Genomic DNA, 19,629 nt, shown 5'->3' on the forward strand with positions numbered 1-19,629 from the left:
CTTCATTCCACCGGCGGCGCGTCCTTCTTGATCGGAGCCACCAAGGTCATCCCCTTCAGCAAGCGGCAGAACTCCTTTTTCGCCATAACCGCCAGGCTGCCCTCGCCCTTGGGGTCGCCGTTCATCGTCTTGAACTCCACCTCGTAGCGGTCGAGCCGCACGATCCGGATGAATTTCGCGCCCTTTTGGTAAACCTCGTCCTGATAAATCCTCATGGCGCAGGCTGGCGGGGCTTCCACGATCTGGCAAGCGGACAGAAAAAAACGCTCAACCGTGCGGGAGCGACCGGGAAAATAGCCTCACAAGGGCTCGAACCTTGAATAACAGAATCAAAATCTGCGGTGTTACCATTACACTATGAGGCTTTTCTGCCTGCGGCGGCCGGAACCTAAACCGCCCTCCACGGGTTTGGCAACTGGGAAAATCAATCAAAGTGCCGAGATTTTCACCGCTTTTTCGATCATCGCCTCCGCCATGTCGAAATCCACCGCCGTGCGGGCGTGGATCCGGCAAACCGCCTGGCCCGCATGGATCGGCTCGCCACATTTGACCAAGCGGTCGAAGCCGACCGCGAAATCGACACCATCCGTCGCCTTCGCCCGACCCGCCCCAAGCTGGAGCGCCGCCTGCCCGACCAACCCGGCATCCACCCGGGAAACGACACCGCCCGCCGAGGCGATGACCTCGCGGATGAGCGGGGCCTTGTGGATTTCCGCGAGCCGCGGCAAATCCGCGGGATTTCCACCTTGGGCTGCGACCAGTTGATCGAACCGGCGGCGGGCGCTGCCATCGTCGAGAAAAGTTTCCAGCTCAGTGCGGGAAACGCCGGCAATTTTCTCCGACAAATCCAGCACGATGCCGCGCAAGTCCGCCGAACCGCCGCCGTCGAGGCATTCGAGCGCCTCGATGACTTCCAAGGCATTTCCCACCGCGCGTCCCGTCGGCTCGTTCATCGGGTTCAGGACGGCATGGACATCCACGCCCATTTCCTTGCCCACGGCGATCATGCTGGCTGCGAGCGCCTCCGCGTCCTGCCGCGTCCGCATGAAGGCTCCGCTGCCATATTTCACGTCGAGCACCAGCCGGTCGAGCGTTTCCGCCAGCTTCTTGGACATGATCGAGGCGGTGATCAAGGCGATGGACGGCACGGTGCCGGTTACGTCGCGCAGGGCGTAGAGTTTTTTGTCCGCGGGGCAGAAGCGGTCGGTCTGGCCCATCATCACCACGCCGATTCGTTCGAGCTGGGCTGCCGCTTGATCAAGTCCGAGGTGGACGTTGAAACCAGGCATGGATTCGAGCTTGTCGAGCGTCCCGCCGGTAATGCCGAGCCCCCTGCCGGAAACCATCGGCACCCAGCAATCCGCACACGCCACCAGTGGCGCGAGGATCAGCGAGACCTTGTCGCCGATGCCGCCGGTCGAGTGCTTGTCCACCACCAGCGGATGGCCGTGACGGTGGGAAACGCAGTCGCCGCTCTTCATCATCGCGCGGGTGAGCGCGGCGATTTCCACAGGCGTCATGCCTTTGAAAAACACCGCCATCGCGAAGGCCGACATCTGATAGTCCGGCACCTCGCCCTGGGTGTAGCCATCGACCAGCAGGGCGATTTCGCGGGGGGAAAGCTCCTCGCCCTCGCGCTTGCGGGAAATCAAGGTGGGAATGTGCATGCCTGTCCGTTTACAAGCAGAACTCCGTTTGCGCGAGTCCGCTTTTCGGCAGCCATGACTCCTCCTCCGATTTCCCGTCGGGCGGCTATTTCTTGAGGAACGAGAGAAGCGCCAGCACCAGGAAGACGACGAAGCAGACCTTGGCGATCATCGCGGCGGTGCCGGCGAGACCCCCAAAGCCAAGCGCCGCGGCGATTAGGGCGATGACGAGAAAGACGATGACGTAATAGAGCATGCCGGTGGTGTTTTGAGGTTATAATTTCGATCGGGCAATGGAAGGCTTTCACAAGATTGCATGGGAAGCCCCTTCGCGGGCGGATCGGAGGGCTGCTAGCCCGCCACCACGGCGCGAACGACAAAGCCACCGGCGACCATGACCAGCCCGACGAGAAACAGCTTGATCCCCAAGAGAATTCCCATGGCCCACGCGCCGGACCAGGGAAACTGCGCCCAGATCATGGCACCCAGCAGGATCGAGACAACGCCGGCGAAGACCAGCCATCCCCTGCCGGAGCCCGTGCCTCCGACGCCTGCACCGATCTCGAAAATACCGTCGAGGATGAAATAGGCGGCCAGCACGATGGCCAGCACCCCGGAGGCGAAAAGCGGATTGGCAAGCAGCACCAGGCCGCAAAGGAACGTCAGAGAGCCGAGCGCGAACGACCAAACTCCATCGGCTCCGAATGCCCAGAACATCCTCACAATGCCCGCGGCCAGGACCACCATGCCAAGCAGGAACACGACTGACAATCCGGCAATGCCGGGCGCCATCAACGCGAATACCCCGAGAATCATGGAGATCACTCCGAGGATGGTCATGGTTCTGCCGCCGGACCGGGTGGATTCTATCAGGCTATTCATGAGGATCTCCTTTCAGATTTCGGAATGCGGCCGCCCACGGGATTTCTCCGGCCAAGACACGGTCTGCCCATTGACACCTGAATACCATGACTCTCCACGCCTTGAAGATCACGCATGAAGCGTATGCCGATTCCGCAAAACTCCGATTTCCCGCCAGCACAAGATGCGGACCGGAAATCATGCGGGCCTGGCGTTTCGGCAGAGGGTTTCCGAGGGCTTTTCCCCGAAGAAATTCCGATACTCGGTGGAAAACCGGCCCATTTGGACGAAGCCGCTTTCGAGTGCGGCCTGCTTGACGGACATCCCGGAAGGGGTGCCGTCGCGCAGCAAGCGCCTTGCCAGACGAAGGCGGCGCGCCTTGAGATAGCGCATGGGAGTGACCCCGCAGATCTCTTTAAAGGCGTATTCCAAACATCGCGCGCTCACTCCCACAGCGGCACAGACCTCCATCAGGTGCACCGGCCTGTCGCCGTGATCATGGAGAAATTCATCGGCACGGTGGATGACGCGGGCGTGAGTGAGAAAAGTCCGGGTCACGGGCTTGCCGAGGCTGCCTCCCTCCTCCATCGAGTGCATCAGGATGCAAGCAAGGCAGGACTCGATCATGTCGCCCGCCTCCTTCGCCACTACCATTTCCGGCGAACCTGACATCAGCTCCAAAAGTTGATAGAGGTTCGCCAGGCTCTCCGGCGGAAGCGGGACCAGCACCTGCGGGCCGGTCCAGAAACGCTCCCAGTCATCCCCGTGCCGCCCGGTCCAACTCCTTGCCGCCACTTGGAACGCGGCCGGGTCGAAGGTGATGTTGAAGGACTGCATGTCATGACCGGTGAGGACGTATTCCCGGTCCATTCCCGGATTGATGATCACGGGCCGGGTGATTTCCCAGCCGTTCCAGCAATGGATGCCCCCGCGTTGCAAGGGAATGATGGCATGACACATTTCCGGATAGACGCTTGCCCGGCACAGGGTGTCGCCCGAACAAGTGGTATGCGAGAGTGACACCCCCTCCAAATCCAGCCGTTTGATCGTGCCATGGAAATTTCCCGGACTCAGCTGGATGAACACCGTCCGGCACGCGGGCGTAAACCCGGAAAGCTGGTCGCAATCCGTGAAATCCCGCGAATGCAGGCGCGGCGCCGCGCGACCCGCATCCGATCGCTCGGCAACAGACCCGTCCGTCGGGGGGCAATCAGACCCGTCCATAATTTGCGAATTTCGCACAGTCTTCCGGAGTGATCAAGTCGCCTTTGCCAGCTAGGGTTTAGTCATGGGTGGGAAAATCCTCGTCCGGAGACGGATGAAGAAACATGCGCCGCCATTGAAGTTCCTGAAAACTAACACCAACACGCCATGACAATCCATCATCGACTTACCCAGGGCATCGCCGCTTGCGGAGTGCTCGCCTTGCTCTCGGGATGCACCACCGGCGACGCCTTCACCAGGCTCGATGCCAACCGGGACGGCTCCGGTTCGCCGCAAGAATTCGACGCCTACATGAAACGCGAGATTTTCGCCTGCGCGGATGCGAACCACGACGGCAAGGTCACCCAAAAGGAGTGGCAGGACGTCAACCCGAAGTTGGAGGCCGCGAGATTCCGCAAAGCGGACCGCAACGGCGACGGCTACATCAACCGCAAGGAAGCCGACGCCACCTTCGATCGCGAGGGGAGCCTGAAAAAGCTGTTCAAACAGATCGATACGAACGGCAACGGCAGCCTGAGCCATGCCGAAGTCACCGCCTACCGTTCCAAAATCCGGCAAGCTCCCGGAGCCACTTCTGTCAGAAAACCTGCCAACCCCGTCCGGTCATGAAACTCATTTCCATACTCGCCCTCGTCCTTCCGTTCCTCGCTCTCCCCTCCTGCTCGTCCGATCCGAACGTCTGGCGCGGCCAGGCCGGCGGCGCGGCGGTCGGAGGTCTGGCAGGAGGTCTCATCACCGATTCCTGGGGCGGGGCCGCCGTCGGAGCCGCTGTCGGTGGTCTGGTAGGAGGCGAGGTCGCCAAGCACCGGTGACCGGCGGATGCGCGACCCTATCACCTCACTTCTTGAACACGATCTGACCGCCCTCGACGTCGGCTTGGATCACGTCGCCGTCATTGAACTTGCCTTCCAGCACGTCGAGGCTGAGCGGGTCCAGCAAGAGGTGCTGGATGACTCGCTTGAGGGGCCGCGCGCCGTAAACCGGATCGTAACCGAGTGTTCCGATGTGTTCCTTGGCGGCCTCCGTCAGGGCGAGGGCGAGTCCTTGCTTGGCGAGGCGCTGGCGGACACGGGCGAGCTGGAGATCGACGATGGTGGTGATTTCCTCGCGCTCAAGGCGGTCGAAAATGATCGTTTCATCGATGCGGTTGAGGAACTCGGGACGGAAATGACCGCGCAGGGCCTCGGTGACTTTGGCTTCGCGCTGCTCGGCGTTTCCCTCGTGGAGGATGAACTGCGAGCCGATGTTGGAAGTCATGATCAGCACGGTGTTCCGGAAGTCCACGGTGCGGCCCTGACCATCGGTGATGCGGCCGTCGTCGAGGACTTGGAGCAGGACGTTGAAGACATCCGGGTGGGCTTTTTCGATCTCGTCGAAGAGCACGACGGAATACGGCTTGCGCCGGACCCGCTCGCTGAGCTGGCCGCCTTCCTCGTAGCCGACGTAACCGGGAGGCGCGCCGATGAGCCGCGCGACGCTGTGTTTTTCCATGTATTCGGACATGTCGATGCGGACCATCGCGCCCTCGTCGTCGAAGAGGAACTCGGCGAGCGCCTTGGACAGCTCCGTTTTCCCGACGCCGGTGGGGCCGAGGAAAATGAACGAACCGATCGGGCGGTTCTCGTCCTGAAGCCCGGCGCGGGCGCGGCGGACGGCGTTGGCGACGGCCTTGATCGCCTTTTTCTGGCCGACGACGCGTTCTCCCAACCGCTGCTCCATGGTCACGAGCTTCTGTTTCTCGCCTTCCTGCAAACGATTCACGGGAATGCCGGTCCACGAGGAAACGATGCGGGCGATGTCGTCCTCGGTGACTTCCTCCGTCAGCAACGCGCCTTGCGCCTGGAGCGCGTGGAGCTGGTCTTTGGCGGCTTCCAGCTCGCCGTGGGCTCCGGGAAGGTCGCCGTAGGTGATCTGCGAGGCTCTCGTTAGATCGCCGATGCGCTGGGCGCGCTCGACCTCGTTCTTGAGCGTCTCGATTTTTTCCTGGGCGGCGCGGACCTGGTCGATGATCGCCTTCTCGTTCCGCCACTGCGCCATCAGGCCGGAGGATTTCTCGCGGAGATTCGCCTGCTCTTCCTTGACCTTTTCAAGGCGGGTGACGGAGGCCTTGTCAGTCTCCTTTTCGAGGGCTTTCTTCTCCATTTCCAACTGGAGGATCTGGCGCTCGAGCACGTCGATCTCGGTGGGCATGGAATCGAGTTCGATCTTCAGGCGAGCGGCGGCCTCGTCGATGAGATCAACGGCTTTGTCCGGCAGGAAACGCCCCGAAATGTAGCGGTCGGATAGAACGGCGGCGGCGACCAGCGCGCCGTCCTGGATGCGAACGCCGTGGTGGACTTCGTAGCGCTCCTTGAGCCCGCGCAAAATGGCGATGGAGTCTTCCACCGACGGCTCGCCGACCATGACCGGCTGGAACCGACGCTCTAACGCGGCGTCCTTTTCAATGTGCTTGCGGAATTCATCGAGCGTGGTCGCGCCGATGGTGCGGAGTTCGCCGCGGGCGAGCTGGGGCTTGAGCAGGTTCGAAGCATCGACCGCGCCCTCGCTGGCCCCGGCACCGACGATGGTGTGGAGCTCGTCGATGAAGAGGATGATCTGGCCCTCCGAATCGGTGACTTCCTTGAGGAACGCCTTGAGCCGCTCCTCGAACTCGCCGCGGTATTTCGCGCCGGCTAACATGCCGCCGAGGTCCATGGCGATGATCCGCTTGTCCTTCATCGAGTCCGGCACGTCGCCCGAGACGATGCGGCGGGCGAGGCCCTCGACGATGGCGGTCTTACCCACGCCGGGCTCGCCGATGAGGACCGGGTTGTTCTTGGTGCGGCGGGAAAGCACTTGAAGCAAGCGGCGGATTTCGTGGTCGCGGCCGATGACCGGATCGATCTTGCCCTCGCGGGCGCGGGCGGTGAGGTCGGTGCCGTATTTTTCGAGCGTCTGGTATTTTCCCTCGGGGGAATCGTCGGTGACTTTCTGCGAGCCGCGGACGCCGGTGATGGCTTCGCGGGCTTTTTTCTCATCCAGTCCGGCTTCCTTGAGGAGCTTGCCGGCCGGCGAGTCGCCTTTCAAGGCGCCGAGGATGAAGTGCTCGACGCTCAGATAGTCGTCGCCGAGCGCTTCGCGGGCGGCGTCCGCGGCATCGAGCGTGGAGCGGAGACCGACGCTGATCTGCGGCTGGGTCGTCGCGCCCTGGACGCTCGGTTCGCGGGCGAGCGCGGCGGCGACGGAGGCTTTGAGGCGAGCGATATCCACGCCGGCTTTTTGCAGGATCGGCGTGGTGATGCCTCCTTCCTGTTGGAGCAGGGCGAGCAACACGTGCAGGCTCTTCAACTCGGGATGAGCGGATTTGGAAGCGATGCTTTGCGCCGACTGGAGCGCTTCCTGGAGTTTTTGAGTGATTTTTTCGAGTCCCATGGCCGTTAGTTTTCCACAGGGTAAACAAGAATGCGGTTTGTGGCAATGCATCGCTTGTTCTATTTTCAGCGGGAAACCTCCCGGCCGCGATAAAGGAGGATGGCACCGCCGCCGGTGAACGATAGAATCCCGCCATGGAACTGCGCCAACTGAAGCATTTTCTGGCAGTGGGAGAAGCCGGCAGCATCACCGCGGCGGCCAAATCGCTGCGGCTCACCCAGCCGGCGCTGAGCCGCCAGATCAAGGCGCTGGAAGAGGTTTTGGACACGACGCTGCTGGAGCGCGGCGGGCGAATCCTGAATTCAAACGCCCTTGACCCCATGCCCGGTGGCAGTAGTTTTCGGCGCTTCATTCAGACGTCCAAACCCATCCATTCGTGAAAATCCGAGTCAGAACGACGGTCGGCGCCTGCTTTTGCCTGATCGGGGCCACCCCGCTTTCGGCGGACTGGCGGGATGAAATCGGCTACGCACGGCTCAAGCTCCTCGCCGCCGCCGAGCTGCCCGCGGCTCCCAGCCAAGGATTCACGCAAGTCGAGGCTCCTGAGAGTTCGGGAAACTTCCTGCCGGACACCACGAGCGCTCTCTTCACCGGGAAAACATTCACCAATCTGTCCGGCACTTCCGGCGTGAGCAGCCACGCCCAGCATGTCGCCACCAATTTCTACGGCAACACCACCAGCCTCGTTGCCGGCAACTGCCCGGTCGGTCTTTACAATGCGAACAGCTGGATCGGTGCGGGCTTTCTCAACACAGGCAGCAACAGTCCGCCTGATACGGAATCCCACACCGTCCAGAACCACAGCTGGATCGGAACCCTCGACCCGAATTTCACAGAAGCTGACGCGACGGAAATCAACCGGCGACTCGATTTCGCCATCAACCGTGATGGATTCGTGGGCGTGGTCGGCGTCAACAACGGCAACAGCACGATCCTTCCCGCAAGCCTCGGTCAAAGCTACCACACCATCTCGGTCGGCCGCGACGACAACGGGCACAGTGCCGGATTCACGACCCTCGATTTCATCACCTCCGGAGATGCAGGAAGAATCAAGCCCGACATCGTCGCGCCGAGTGCCGCTCCGGAATACGCCACCAGCTGGACCACGCCGATGGTCGCGAGCGCTGCCGGGCTGCTTTACTCGAAACTCGCGGCAGCTCCCTACTCCTTGGCTGGCGCGGACAAACCCCGCGTCCTCAAATCCCTGCTGCTCGCCACCGCGACCAAAAACACGGTCCCCTCCTGGTCCAACACCCCCACCCGCCCGCTCGACCTCCGCTACGGCGCCGGCGAGCTCAACATCTGCCACGCTTACAACGCGCTGCGGGCGGGAAAGGAAACCGCCTCAAGCAGCATTTTGCGCAAATCCCGCGGCTGGGCCGCCGAATCCGTTGCCGCCGGTTCGCCGAAAACCTACTTCTTCAACATCGCCGCTGGCGCGCCCTCCACCCCGTTCAGCGCGGACCTCACTTGGCACCGGGTCATCACTGACAATCTCAACGGCCCCTCGTGGGGCAATCTCAGCACCACCCTCGCAAACCTCAACCTCCGCCTCTATCAAGCCAGCGGATTCGCCCTCGGCTCCGAAGTCGCCGCGAGCCTCAGCAGCGTGGACAACGTCGAGCTCGTTTACCAATCCGCGCTGCCGCCCGGCAACTACGCGCTCGTCGTCGAAAGCACCTCATCCACCTCGACACCCTACGCCCTCGCTTGGCACAGCCTGCCCGCCGTCACCGTCGTCGCGACCACACCCACCGCCCGCGAAATCGATTCACAAGCCGGCCTCGTCACCATCACCCGCACTGGAGACACCACGCTTCCGCTGTTCGTCCCCATCACCGTCGGCGGCAGCGCCGTTTCCGGCACGCATTTCCAAGCCCTTCCCGCCAGCGTCACCCTCGCTGCCGGGCAGGCATCGACCACGCTGCAAATCGTCCCGGTCGCCGACAACCTCGCCCAAGGCAACCGGAACGTCACCGTGGCCATCGCCGCGGATTTCGCCTTGGTCCGCGACGCTGCGCAATCGGCGGCCATCACGATTCAGGACAAACCCTTCGACTCCTGGCGTTTCGCGAATTTTTCAATTTCCGAAATCACCAACTCCGCGATCAGCGCCGAAACGGCCGATCCGGACGGCGACAATCTGGCCAATCTGCTCGAATACGCCCTCGCCCTCCATCCCAAGCTGGCCAGCATTTCCCCCGTCACCACTGGCCAATCCGGCGGCTACCTGACGATCGCCAGCTCCAAAAACACCGCGGCCACCGACATTCTTTGGACGGCGGAAGTCACCGCTGATTTGGCGACCTGGCAATCCCTCACGCCCAGCGTCAACACCGCAAGCAACTTCGCCGCCAGCGATTTCATCCCCTCGAACGAGGCCGAGCGGCGCTTTATCCGCTTGAAAATCATCCGCCCGTGACTCGTTCGCGAAACGAAAAAAGACGTGGGCCGTTGCCGGTCCACGTCTTTTTTACGCACATTCCCCCCAAAGAGTTTCAGCAGGACTCCACCATCCGATCGTTTCCCCCCCGGAATTCGACCGGAATTTTGCGGCACCCAGCTGAAACCAGGAAATGACAGATGAGCTAATTACTTACCAAGATAAATAACTCACTCACAGCGATTAATAACTCGCATAAACTTTTTACCCCCGCAAGATAAATTTCAAAAAATCTCTCTTCAGGATGCGGTGAGTCTCCCACAAATTCCCCCCTCCAATTTCTTGCCCACGCCCCACGCGCCGCCTAAAACGACCACCCGCATGACTCACCTCGAAGCAATCGCCCGCGAAACCGGAATCTCACTTTCCTCCGTCACCACCACCGCCAAGCTGCTCGCCGAGGGCGGCACGGTTCCCTTCCTTTCCCGCTACCGCAAGGAGCAAACCGGCTCGCTCGACGAAGTTCAGATCACCACCATCCGCGACCGGATGCTCCAACTCGCCGAGCTGGACTCCCGCCGCAGCGCGGTTTTGAAATCGCTCGAAGAGCGCTCGCTCCTCACCCCCGAGTTGAAGAAAAAACTCGAAGCAGCGCTCACCCTCGCCACCGTGGAGGATATTTTCGCGCCGTTCCGTCCGAAGCGCCAGACTCGCGCCACCAAGGCCATCGAACGCGGCCTCACGCCGCTGGCGGACTTCATTTTCGAAAACCAAGCCGCCGATCCCGAGGTGGAAGCCGCCAATTTCCTCAACCCGGAAATGGAAGTCCCCACCATCGTCGAAGCCCTCGCCGGAGCCCGCGACATCATCGCCGAGCGCGTCGCCGATGACGCCCCGCTCCGTGGCCGCGTCCGGAAAATCTACGAGGAGGACGCCACCGTTTCCTCCAAGATCATGTATGGAAAAGAAGAGGAAGCGGACGCGCAGAAATTCCGCGACTACTTCGAATGGAGCGAGCCGTTCAACACCATCCCGTCGCACCGCACGCTCGCCATCCGCCGCGGCGAGAAGGAAGGATTTCTGCTGATGCGCGTCGAAGTCCCGCTTGATCGAGTCACCGCCACCGCCCTGCCGGACTGGGTGAAATCCAACGGCCCCGCCGGCAAGCACGTCGCCCAGGCCGTCGAGGACGGCTGCAAGCGCCTGCTCATGCCGTCGATGGAAACCGAGGCCCGCCTGATGGCGAAAAAACGCGCCGACGAAACCGCCATCACCGTCTTCGCCGACAATTTCCGCGAACTCCTGCTCGCCTCGCCGCTGGGTGAAAAGCGCTTGTTAGCCATCGACCCCGGCTTCCGCTCCGGTTGCAAAACCGTCGTGCTCGACCGCTCCGGCAAGCTGCTCCACCACACCGTCCTCCACGCCACCGCCGGCTCGCAGAACCAGGCCTATGAAGCCGCCGTCGAAGTGATGGGGCTGATTAAAAAGCACGACATCGAAGCCATCGCCATCGGCAACGGAACCGCTTCCCGCGAGACCGAAGCCTTCATCAAGAAACTCAAACTCCCCTCCTCCATCCCCGTCGTGATGGTGAATGAAAGCGGCGCTTCGATCTACTCCGCCTCGGACGTCGCCCGCGAGGAATTCCCTAACGAGGACGTCACCGTCCGCGGCGCGGTCAGCATCGGCCGCCGCCTGATGGACCCGCTCGCCGAGCTGGTGAAAATCGACGCCAAAGCCATCGGCGTCGGCCAATACCAGCACGACGTCGACCAGCGCGCGCTCAAGGCCAGCCTCGACGACAGCGTGGTTAGCTGTGTGAATGCCGTCGGCGTCGAGCTCAACACCGCCTCCAAGCAGCTGCTCTCCTATGTCTCCGGCCTCAACGCCTCGCTCGCCGAAAACATCGTCGCCTGGCGCAATGAAAACGGTGCTTTCACCTCGCGCGAGCAGTTGAAGAAAGTCCCGCGTCTTGGCGAAAAAGCCTTCGAGCAAGCCGCCGGATTCCTCCGCGTCCGTGGTGGCGCGCACCCGCTCGACTCCTCCGCCGTCCATCCGGAACGCTACCCGCTCGTCGAGAAAATGGCGGCCGACGCCGGCTGCAAGGTGGAGGAACTGCTAGGCAACGAAGCCGCCCGCAAGAAGATCGACCTCACCAAATACGTCGATGACCAGGTCGGCCTGCCGACACTCAAGGACATCGTCGCCGAGCTCGCCAAGCCCGGCCGCGACCCGCGGAAGCAGTTCGAGATGTTCTCCTTTGTCGAAGGCGTCGAGAAGCCGTCCGATTTACAAATCGGCATGAAGCTGCCCGGCATCGTCACCAACGTCACCGCCTTCGGAGCCTTCGTCGATGTCGGCGTCCATCAGGACGGGCTCGTCCACGTCTCCCAGCTAGCAGACCACTTCATCCGCGACGCGTCGGAAGTCGTCAAGGTCGGCCAGAAAGTCCAGGTCACCGTGGTCGAGGTCGATCTCAAGCGCAACCGCATCGCCCTCTCCATGAAGAGCAAGGTCGATCTCGACAACCGCCGCTCCACTGGCGACGACCGCGGCCCGCAGCAAAACCGCCCCCGCCCGCAGGGCCGGACGCCGGATTTCAAGCCCAACGCCGCGCCCAACAACGACTGGTTCTCCCAAGCCCTCCAGAACGCAAAGAAGAAATAACCCGTGCCGCGCCGCTTCCTCATCGCCCCGGACAAGTTCAAAGGCTCGCTCACCGCCCTTGAAGCCGCCGAGGCGATCGCGGCAGGCATCCGCCGGATCGAGCCGGAAGCGGAACTCGATCTCTGCCCGATTTCCGACGGCGGCGAGGGCTTCATGGAGACTTTGATTTCCTCGCTCCACGGGAAATGGATCACCTGCCCGGCAGTCGATGCGCTGGGACGAGGCATCGAAAGCCGTTACGTGTTAGCCGACACGCCCGAAGGCCCCGCTGCGGTTCTTGAAATGGCGGAGACCGCCGGATTGTGGCGGCTGGCAACCGACGAGCGCGATCCGGCGCATGCCACGACCCGTGGCGTCGGGATGCAAATCGCCCACGCCGTTTCCCGGCACGCGGTCACGCGCGTCATCCTCGGCCTTGGCGGCAGCGCGACCAATGACGGCGGATGCGGCATGGCGGCCGCACTCGGGATCGCTTTCTTCGCTGCGAACGACGAAGAAATCGACCCAATCCCGGCCAATCTGCTGCAGCTCCGGCGCGTGGATTTCAAACACCGCATCGCCCTCCCGGAAATCATCGCGGCGTGCGACGTGGACCATCCCCTTCTCGGCCCGCGCGGGGCCACCGCGATTTTCTCCGGACAAAAAGGCGCGGCACCCGAAGACAAAACCGCGCTGGAAGCCGCGCTCGCCCACCTCGTTACTATCAGCAGAGGCGGAGAAGCCGCACTCATGCCCGGAGCTGGTGCTGCGGGTGGTTTGGGCTTCGGGCTGCTGCGTTTCGCCGATGCCAAACTGGTTTCCGGATTCGACCTGCTGGCCCGGCTGTTGGATCTGGAAACCCGGGTCAAAGCGGCTGATCACGTCATCACCGGCGAAGGTTCGCTCGACCACCAGAGCCTCGGAGGGAAAGGTCCGGTCGCCCTCGCCCGCCTCGCCAACCGCTTGTCCGTCCCGGTCACCGGCTTCTGCGGGCAGGCCGACGACTCGGCGCGCGCCAGCCGGATTTTCCGCTCCATCCACGCGCTTGCCGATACCGGACTCCCTCTCGCAACCCTCATCTCCCGAGCCGGCCCGCTTCTCACGGCGCGGGTCGTCGAAGCGGGATTAGGCTCGCCTTGAGGGAAATTAGATACTATGCCGTCCCGCATCCGCACGATGATTTCACCGCACCGGCAGAACAACTTCGACCTCATCCGTCTGCTGGCGGCGGCGCAGGTGGTGGTCGCTCACGCCGTCGGCCACACGGGTCTGGCCAAGCAGCTTCCCGCATGGGGCAAGCAGGTCTTCGACGCGCTGATGCTGCTGCCGGGCGTGCCGGTCTTCTTCGTGATCAGCGGCTTTCTCATCACCAAGTCCTACGAGAAAAACCCGGCAGACCTCGGCGGCTATTTCTGGCGGCGCGGCCTGCGGATCTTCCCGGCCTTGTGGGCCTGCTTGCTCGTGACGCTGGCGGTTCTCGCCAGCTTCGGGTTCCTCAAGCCTGATTTCATCTTCTCCAAAACCTTCGCCGCCTGGCTAACGGGACAAGTGAGCTTCTTCCAGTTCTGGAATCCCGAGCACTTCCGCGGCTTCGGCATCGGCGTGGCGAACGGCGCCTTGTGGACGATCACGGTGGAACTCCAGTTCTACGCCTTCATCCCCATTCTCCATTTCCTCGGCCGCGAGAAAAAATCCGCCTATGTGCTCATCGCCGGGTTGTTCCTCGTCTCGTTCGCGAGCTACTGCGTGATGGACGACAAGGTCAACGGCCCCGGCGGCTTCACCGGCGCGCCGATGTTTTTCAAGCTGCTTCATGTGACGCTGCTTCCGCATCTGTGGATGTTCCTGCTAGGAATCCTGATCCATTGGAACTTCGATGCGCTCAAGACCCGGCTTGAGGGCAAGTTCCTTCACTACCTGCTCGGGTTCGTCGCCTTCACCTGGCTGCTGGGAACCTGTGTCGAACACCGCTCGCTGCCGTTCTACCTCGCCTATCTGCCATCGCGCGCGCTGCTCGCCCTCGGCACCATCGCCGCGGCGTTCACCTGCCGCGCCCTTTCCAACCGACTGCTGCGCGGCACGGACATTTCCTACGGGATTTATATCTATCACTCCGTCGTCATCAACGTCCTCGTCCAGCTCGGCTTGATGACTTCGACGCGCTCGGTGGTGGCGGTCTATGCGGGGGCCCTCGTCCTGGCGCTGCTGAGCTGGCACCTCGTCGAGAAGCCGGCGCTGGCTTGCAAGTCCGCCTCGCCGCGCGCGCTTTGGAAACGCCTCACCGCGTCCTGATCATTTCACCACCGGCACCGGAATCGCCTCGCAGACCTGCCGCCAGCCGGGGAAGTTCCACTTGTTGGGAAACCCGGCGCACTGCTCGGGCTTCACCGGATGGATGCGGCAGGCATTGCCGTCGAGCATGACGCACTCGTGGTTCTCCTTCTCGATCAGCGAGAGCCCCTGCCGGTTCGTCCGCAGGCGGGTGAAGCGGTCGAGGAAATCCTGTTCTGCCAGACCGAGGAACTCCGCGATCGGTAGAATCTCATGCTCCTCGAGCCGCACGTCGCCCGGCCACTTGCAGCAGGCGGTGCAGCGCTGGCAGACGTAATGGACATCGGGCTCCAGCGTGACCTCGCGGTTTCCCGGGCTGCCGTGGTTGATCGGAATTTCACTCATCATCAATCCAGCCGCCGGTAGTAATAATTCACCCGTCCGAGGAACCCGCGCCATTTCGAACCGGGACGGCCGCCGTCCATCAGGAAATGCGGGCAGTTCTTGTTAGCCGGGCTTTTCCCGCGGCGCGGCCAGTGGTAGTGCGGCACCACGTTCTGCAGCGGGATGCGGTTCTTCTTCATCAACACCGCCGTTAGCTTGGCGGTCCGCTCGGTGGTGGCCGAGCGGTTGTTGCCGCGGTTCTCACACATCTCGATGCCGATCGACAGCCGGTTCCCCGGACCGCCGAAGTCGGCGTGCTCGCCCTGCTCGGTCGTCGGCATGTGCTGGATGGCCACCCCCTGGTCGATCGTGAAATGCCAGATCAGGAAGCCGATCCGGTTGCCGTAGCGAGTCTTGGCCGAGCGCAGCGCGCCGTTCTTCAGCGCCAGCGAATGCTGCCTCGCCCCCGCCGTATAATTCTGGGTGCTGTGGATGGTGATGTAGCGCGGGATCATCGGGCGGACCACCCTGCGGCCGTAAGTGCCGCGCCGGACCATGTCGGTTTGCAAATTCACCTGGCGCAGCATCGCCGACAACGAGGTCCCGCCGCCCGAGCCGGTTGACTGTTGGGGAATCACCCGGCTGGGGGGGCGATACTGATCCCGCCCCCCGCCGGGTGGCCCGATCGGGACGCACTGGAGACAGGCGAACACCAGCACTGCGAACGGAAGTAGCCAGCGAAGGGATTGCACGGGCGGAAATTACCACGGCCGATTTTCTTCGGAAATCCAAATCTCCTCCAATCCGCGACTTGCTCCGGAGTTGACCTCGGCGCGCCGGGTGTTGTTCATTCGCGCACACGATGTCCGCCGCTCCTGATTCCAAACCGCTGATCATGACGCCCCACGAGGCGCTCAAGCGGTATTTCGGATTTTCCGGGTTTCTCGACGGCCAGGAAGAAGTGATCCAGGAAATCACCTCCGGCCGCGACGGCCTCGTCGTCATGCCGACCGGCGGCGGGAAATCGCTGTGTTTCCAGATCCCCGCGCTTTGCTTCGGCGGCGTGACGCTGGTGATTTCGCCGCTCATCGCGCTGATGAAAGACCAGGTGGACGCGCTCGTCGCCCGCGGCATCGCCGCGACGATGATCAACTCCACCCTCTCCTGGCCCGAGCAAAAAGAGCGGCTCGACGGGATGCGCGCCGGCAAGTGGAAGCTCGTTTACGTCGCCCCCGAGCGGTTCCGCGCCGAGAGTTTCCTCAACGCCCTCCAAGGCATCGAAATCTCGCTTTTCGCCGTGGACGAGGCGCACTGCCTCAGCCAGTGGGGCCACGATTTCCGGCCCGACTACCTGCGCCTCGGCAAGTCGCTGGAGAAAATCGGCCGGCCGCAATGCGTCGCCCTCACCGCCACCGCCACCCCCGTCGTCCGCGAGGACATCACCCAGGTGCTCGCCCTGCGCTCGCCCTTCGAGCGCGTCAGCGGATTTTCCCGGCCGAACCTATCACTCAACATCTCCTCCGTCGACAAGGCGGCGCAGAAGGACGAGCGGATGCGGTCTATCATCGCCGCCCACAAGACCGGCATCATCTACTGCGCCACCCGCAAGAAGGTGGACTCGGTTTCCGAAACGCTCGCCAGCTGGGGCGTCAAGTGCGTCGCCTATCACGGCGGCATGGGCGACCAGGAGCGCGAGCGGGCGCAGGAAATCTTCATCAGCCGCAAGGTCGGCATCGCCGTCGCCACCAACGCCTTCGGCATGGGCATCGACCGCTCGGACGTGCGCTTCGTCATCCATTACGAAATCCCCGGCAGCGTCGAGGCCTACTATCAGGAGGCCGGCCGCGCCGGGCGGGACGGGGAAAACGCGTTCTGCGAGATGCTCTTCAACTACGCGGACACCCGCACCCAGGAATTCTTCATCGACGGCGCGAACCCCACCGCCGCCATCGTCCGCTCGATCTATCAATACCTGCTCAACGAGGCCGACAAGGATTTCGAAGTCCACCGCACGCTCGACGAGATTGCCGAGAACGCGGACGTGAAGAACTCGATGTCCGTCGGCAGCGCGATGGCCATCCTCGCCCGCGGCGGCTACGTCGAGCGCTTCGAAATCCCGAAAAAGCGCATGAAAGGCACCCGCCTGCTCAAGCCGGACGTGCTCGCCCGCGGCCTCCAGCTCGACGAGAACGCCATCGAGGAAAAAGACCGCCGCGACCGCGAGAAGCTCAAGTCGATGGTGGAAATGTGTTATTCCCGCAGCTGCCGCCAGCAGTGGATTCTCAGCTACTTCGGCGAGGAGGAAGCCGGCGTCTGCGGCACCTGCGACGTCTGCCGCGACGAAGGCTCCGGCGAGAACCGCCCGCCCACCGCCGAGGAAACCACCGTCGTCCGCAAGGCGCTCAGCGGCGTCGCCCGGATGTCCCGCCGCACCGCTAACGGCTGGGAGCCGCGCTACGGCCGCGGCCGCATCGTCCAGATGTTAGCGGGCAGCAAGTCCCAGGAAATCATCGGCGGCGGCCTCGACAAGCTCACCACCTACGGCATCCTCCGCGACAAGGGTGCGGGCTACCTCAACAGCCTGATGCGCTCCCTGTCCGACGCCGGACTGGTCGTCACCATCACCGGCGAGTTCCCGCTGCTCACCCTCACGCCCCTCGGCGACAAGGTCATGCGCGGCGAGGCGAAGTATCAGCTCGTCTGGCCCGATCCCGAGGCCGGCCGCAAGGAAGTCGCCCTCAAGGACCACGGCTTCGACGGCCAGCTCTACTCGATGCTCCGCGACATCCGCGAGAAAATCGCCAAGCGCGAGGACGTCCCCTCCTACGTCATTTTCGGCAACAAGACCCTCGAAGCCCTCGCCCGCTATCAGCCGGTCAACGCCGAAGAAGCGCTCCACGTCCCCGGCATCGGCGCCGCCAAAGTCCAGCGCTACGCCAAGCCGTTTCTCACGGCCATCGTCGCCTGGAAAAAATTCCGGTGCTAGCCCGCTGCAGAGACGCCTTCCAATTCCACCACGAGCCCCTGTTTCCGCCCGGAAACAAGGCCCGCTTCACTCAAAAGTGGCTGGCGCGTCTCGCGCCAGACCGTCTTCGAAGCGTCTCGCTCCGAGTCTGAACTTCGCGAGTCCGGCTTTACCCCACATCCATTGAAACAGGACCGAATAACACTCAGCCAGGCAGACCGAACTCAATCAGCCGTCATCCACATCATTAAAACTCCCGCCATAGCCCGGTCGATAGAGCAGGAGGCCGGAGTATTTGGCGATTTCCTGAAAATGAGCGTCTATCGCATAGAGCCGCACCCCGTCGTGGATGGCGATCGCGGCGATGAGGACGTCGAGCCATGGGATGGTGAGACCTTTTTCCCGGAGCCGCCAGGCGAGGGCGACGGCGCGGTCCCAGTCGTCCTCGCGGCACGGGCGGTAAGGAATGACCGAAAAGCGCTTCCCGAGAAGCGCGCGTTCCTCCAAGCGAGCACCGCCGAGGACTTCCAGACGGACCGGTGAGCACCACTGGGCCTCATAGGCTTCCAGCAGTCCTTCCACTGCGAGTTTCACCCTCATGTCGCCATTCCGGCGGAGGCTCTCGATCCAGGCGGATGAATCCACGAGTACCATGGCGGCTCAGTCTTGGTAGAGGGGTGGGACCGGATTGGCGAGATCAAGACCTGCCGCATCCACCGCCGGAGCCGGGTAGTCGAAAACTCCTTCCCGGATCATCCGGCCAAATTCCCGCGCCTGTTTGCGGCGCACAAACTCAGTGACCGCCCGCGCCACCGCCGGACTCTTGTTCTTGTCCCCGGTGATCTTCAGCAACTCGGCCAAGACGTCATCTGCGATATCCACTGTGATTCTCATGCCGTAGCCTATCCTCATTTCCCATCAATTCAAATTTAATTATGCATCATTTTGATGATTATTTCCTAAATTTCACCATTACTCTCCCCGATTCACTGAGCGGCTACAAAGATCAATCTTGCTTTGTGGCCTGCGGGTGCAGGCCCAGAAGTTGCGACACTTCCCAATTCCACTCCGACGCCCTCAAAATCCACTGCGATGCCGGAGATCTTCACGTTTTCACCATCCCAATCCACTGCGACGCCCTAATTTCTCACTGCGAGCCCCTGTTTATCCCCGAAACAAGCACAACTTCATGAGAAGGCGGCCAAAGTGGCTGGCGCGTCTCGCGCCAGACCGTGCTCGGAGCGTCTCGCTCCGAGTCTGATCTTCGCGCACCCAGCCTCACCCTCACGCCTCCCCACCTTAAGCCGCATGCCCAACAATCACTAACACGAATCAGCGGGAAATCATTTCCACAAAATTACTGGCACTCTCGACCCCGGAGAAAATCGCCGCCGTCCAAGATCTTCTCAACATCTTCCGCTACGACAAGAGCGCCCATCAGGACGTCTCCAAGGACAAGGAACTCGCCGGGGAAATTTTTCTTTCCGTTAAATTGTTAAAATCTCAGCGGGCTGGCTGATGGACATTTGATACGAGAACCTGATCTCCCCAGCAAGCTCGGATTGCTCTTTCGCGCTGGGGCGCACGGCGGATTTTTAAAAATCGGCAAAAATCTGGTTTTCAGCTGATTGAGCCAAATTACTGAACATGTTCTGCGCCTCCGGGCACAACTCGCGCATGGCCACATCCCGCTACCGCGTCCCGGCAATGCCCGAACAGCATGTCCTTGAGCATGTGCGCGTTCGATTGATCGATCCTGACGATGCCATCGGACGTGATCGTTACCGCGCGCTCATCGAAAAACATCACTATCTCAATAGCCAGTTGTTCCGTGGCAC

Annotated in this window: 18 protein-coding genes and 1 tRNA gene; 8 read left to right on the forward strand and 11 right to left on the reverse strand. The window is 62.3% G+C overall.

Annotation, left to right across the window (positions count from 1 at the left end; genetic code table 11):
* Window positions 1-2: 2 nt before the first annotated feature.
* From AC4DF4_RS04325 to AC4DF4_RS04350, 6 genes are all read right to left on the reverse strand, one after another.
* Window positions 3-239: a hypothetical protein gene (locus tag AC4DF4_RS04325; protein WP_490046887.1), complete on the reverse strand. Its 237-nt coding sequence runs from the start codon at window positions 237-239 to the stop codon at window positions 3-5.
* Window positions 240-294: 55 nt separating this feature from the next.
* Window positions 295-365 (reverse strand) — tRNA-Gln (locus tag AC4DF4_RS04330).
* A gap of 63 nt (window positions 366-428) precedes the next feature.
* Window positions 429-1,667, reverse strand: a complete 1,239-nt coding sequence (locus tag AC4DF4_RS04335) for a thymidine phosphorylase (RefSeq protein WP_490046888.1) — start codon at window positions 1,665-1,667, stop codon at window positions 429-431.
* An 85-nt stretch (window positions 1,668-1,752) separates the two neighbouring features.
* A complete protein-coding gene (locus tag AC4DF4_RS04340; protein ID WP_490046889.1) occupies window positions 1,753-1,902 on the reverse strand; it encodes a DUF1328 domain-containing protein in 150 nt (49 codons plus the stop codon).
* Window positions 1,903-1,997: 95 nt separating this feature from the next.
* Window positions 1,998-2,486, reverse strand: coding sequence for an HdeD family acid-resistance protein (locus tag AC4DF4_RS04345; RefSeq protein ID WP_490046890.1), 489 nt, complete (start codon window positions 2,484-2,486; stop codon window positions 1,998-2,000).
* Between the two features lie 219 nt (window positions 2,487-2,705).
* Window positions 2,706-3,530, reverse strand: a complete 825-nt coding sequence (locus tag AC4DF4_RS04350; RefSeq protein WP_490046891.1) for a helix-turn-helix domain-containing protein — start codon at window positions 3,528-3,530, stop codon at window positions 2,706-2,708.
* A 348-nt stretch (window positions 3,531-3,878) separates the two neighbouring features.
* Between AC4DF4_RS04350 and AC4DF4_RS04355 the strand changes: the two genes are divergently transcribed.
* Both AC4DF4_RS04355 and AC4DF4_RS04360 read left to right on the forward strand, forming a co-directional pair.
* Window positions 3,879-4,340: an EF-hand domain-containing protein gene (locus AC4DF4_RS04355; RefSeq protein WP_490046892.1), complete on the forward strand. Its 462-nt coding sequence runs from the start codon at window positions 3,879-3,881 to the stop codon at window positions 4,338-4,340.
* Window positions 4,337-4,543, forward strand: coding sequence for a YMGG-like glycine zipper-containing protein (locus AC4DF4_RS04360; RefSeq protein WP_490046893.1), 207 nt, complete (start codon window positions 4,337-4,339; stop codon window positions 4,541-4,543). Before AC4DF4_RS04355 ends, AC4DF4_RS04360 begins: the two co-directional genes overlap by 4 nt.
* Window positions 4,544-4,568: 25 nt before the next feature.
* On the opposite strand, the gene clpB is transcribed toward AC4DF4_RS04360, so the two are convergent.
* Window positions 4,569-7,142, reverse strand: a complete 2,574-nt coding sequence (gene clpB / locus AC4DF4_RS04365; RefSeq protein ID WP_490046894.1) for an ATP-dependent chaperone ClpB — start codon at window positions 7,140-7,142, stop codon at window positions 4,569-4,571.
* Between the two features lie 134 nt (window positions 7,143-7,276).
* Between clpB and AC4DF4_RS04370 the strand changes: the two genes are divergently transcribed.
* The 5 genes from AC4DF4_RS04370 to AC4DF4_RS04390 all read left to right on the forward strand — a co-directional run bounded on the left by AC4DF4_RS04370 (window position 7,277) and on the right by AC4DF4_RS04390 (window position 14,463).
* On the forward strand, window positions 7,277-7,522 hold the full coding sequence (locus AC4DF4_RS04370) for a LysR family transcriptional regulator (RefSeq protein WP_490046895.1): 246 nt from the start codon (window positions 7,277-7,279) through the stop codon (window positions 7,520-7,522).
* A complete protein-coding gene (locus tag AC4DF4_RS04375; protein ID WP_490046896.1) occupies window positions 7,519-9,564 on the forward strand; it encodes a hypothetical protein in 2,046 nt (681 codons plus the stop codon). The genes AC4DF4_RS04370 and AC4DF4_RS04375 overlap by 4 nt, the downstream gene beginning before the upstream one ends.
* Window positions 9,565-9,906: 342 nt before the next feature.
* Entirely contained in the window at window positions 9,907-12,192 is a 2,286-nt protein-coding gene (locus AC4DF4_RS04380; protein ID WP_490046904.1) for a Tex family protein, read from the forward strand.
* 3 nt (window positions 12,193-12,195) lie between these two features.
* Window positions 12,196-13,311, forward strand: a complete 1,116-nt coding sequence (locus AC4DF4_RS04385; RefSeq protein WP_490046897.1) for a glycerate kinase family protein — start codon at window positions 12,196-12,198, stop codon at window positions 13,309-13,311.
* A 15-nt stretch (window positions 13,312-13,326) separates the two neighbouring features.
* Window positions 13,327-14,463, forward strand: a complete 1,137-nt coding sequence (locus tag AC4DF4_RS04390; protein WP_490046898.1) for an acyltransferase family protein — start codon at window positions 13,327-13,329, stop codon at window positions 14,461-14,463.
* On the opposite strand, the gene AC4DF4_RS04395 is transcribed toward AC4DF4_RS04390, so the two are convergent.
* Window positions 14,464-14,850, reverse strand: coding sequence for a YkgJ family cysteine cluster protein (locus AC4DF4_RS04395; protein ID WP_490046899.1), 387 nt, complete (start codon window positions 14,848-14,850; stop codon window positions 14,464-14,466).
* Window positions 14,850-15,578, reverse strand: a complete 729-nt coding sequence (locus AC4DF4_RS04400; RefSeq protein ID WP_490046900.1) for a peptidoglycan recognition protein family protein — start codon at window positions 15,576-15,578, stop codon at window positions 14,850-14,852. The genes AC4DF4_RS04395 and AC4DF4_RS04400 overlap by 1 nt, the downstream gene beginning before the upstream one ends.
* A gap of 110 nt (window positions 15,579-15,688) precedes the next feature.
* Between AC4DF4_RS04400 and AC4DF4_RS04405 the strand changes: the two genes are divergently transcribed.
* Window positions 15,689-17,812, forward strand: coding sequence for a RecQ family ATP-dependent DNA helicase (locus AC4DF4_RS04405; RefSeq protein ID WP_490046901.1), 2,124 nt, complete (start codon window positions 15,689-15,691; stop codon window positions 17,810-17,812).
* A gap of 207 nt (window positions 17,813-18,019) precedes the next feature.
* On the opposite strand, the gene AC4DF4_RS04410 is transcribed toward AC4DF4_RS04405, so the two are convergent.
* Both AC4DF4_RS04410 and AC4DF4_RS04415 read right to left on the reverse strand, forming a co-directional pair.
* Window positions 18,020-18,445 (reverse strand): PIN domain-containing protein, encoded by a 426-nt coding sequence (locus AC4DF4_RS04410; RefSeq protein ID WP_490046902.1) that lies wholly within the window; start codon window positions 18,443-18,445, stop codon window positions 18,020-18,022.
* Between the two features lie 6 nt (window positions 18,446-18,451).
* Complete coding sequence (locus AC4DF4_RS04415) at window positions 18,452-18,673, reverse strand: type II toxin-antitoxin system VapB family antitoxin (RefSeq protein WP_490046903.1); 222 nt, start codon at window positions 18,671-18,673, stop codon at window positions 18,452-18,454.
* Between the last annotated feature and the right edge of the window lie 956 nt (window positions 18,674-19,629).

Source organism: Luteolibacter sp. (assembly GCF_058122085.1).

Excerpts from the sequence above, each read along its gene's own strand:
- AC4DF4_RS04345 (WP_490046890.1), bottom strand. The coding sequence starts at position 2,486 with ATGACCATCCTCGGAGTGATCTCCATGATTCTCGGGGTATTCGCGTTG.
- AC4DF4_RS04340 (WP_490046889.1), bottom strand. The coding sequence starts at position 1,902 with ATGCTCTATTACGTCATCGTCTTTCTCGTCATCGCCCTAATCGCCGCG.
- AC4DF4_RS04360 (WP_490046893.1), top strand. The coding sequence starts at position 4,337 with ATGAAACTCATTTCCATACTCGCCCTCGTCCTTCCGTTCCTCGCTCTC.
- AC4DF4_RS04370 (WP_490046895.1), top strand. The coding sequence starts at position 7,277 with ATGGAACTGCGCCAACTGAAGCATTTTCTGGCAGTGGGAGAAGCCGGC.
- AC4DF4_RS04355 (WP_490046892.1), top strand. The coding sequence starts at position 3,879 with ATGACAATCCATCATCGACTTACCCAGGGCATCGCCGCTTGCGGAGTG.
- AC4DF4_RS04335 (WP_490046888.1), bottom strand. The coding sequence starts at position 1,667 with ATGCACATTCCCACCTTGATTTCCCGCAAGCGCGAGGGCGAGGAGCTT.
- AC4DF4_RS04410 (WP_490046902.1), bottom strand. The coding sequence starts at position 18,445 with ATGGTACTCGTGGATTCATCCGCCTGGATCGAGAGCCTCCGCCGGAAT.
- AC4DF4_RS04405 (WP_490046901.1), top strand. The coding sequence starts at position 15,689 with ATGTCCGCCGCTCCTGATTCCAAACCGCTGATCATGACGCCCCACGAG.
- AC4DF4_RS04395 (WP_490046899.1), bottom strand. The coding sequence starts at position 14,850 with ATGATGAGTGAAATTCCGATCAACCACGGCAGCCCGGGAAACCGCGAG.
- AC4DF4_RS04380 (WP_490046904.1), top strand. The coding sequence starts at position 9,907 with ATGACTCACCTCGAAGCAATCGCCCGCGAAACCGGAATCTCACTTTCC.
- clpB (WP_490046894.1), bottom strand. The coding sequence starts at position 7,142 with ATGGGACTCGAAAAAATCACTCAAAAACTCCAGGAAGCGCTCCAGTCG.
- AC4DF4_RS04390 (WP_490046898.1), top strand. The coding sequence starts at position 13,327 with ATGCCGTCCCGCATCCGCACGATGATTTCACCGCACCGGCAGAACAAC.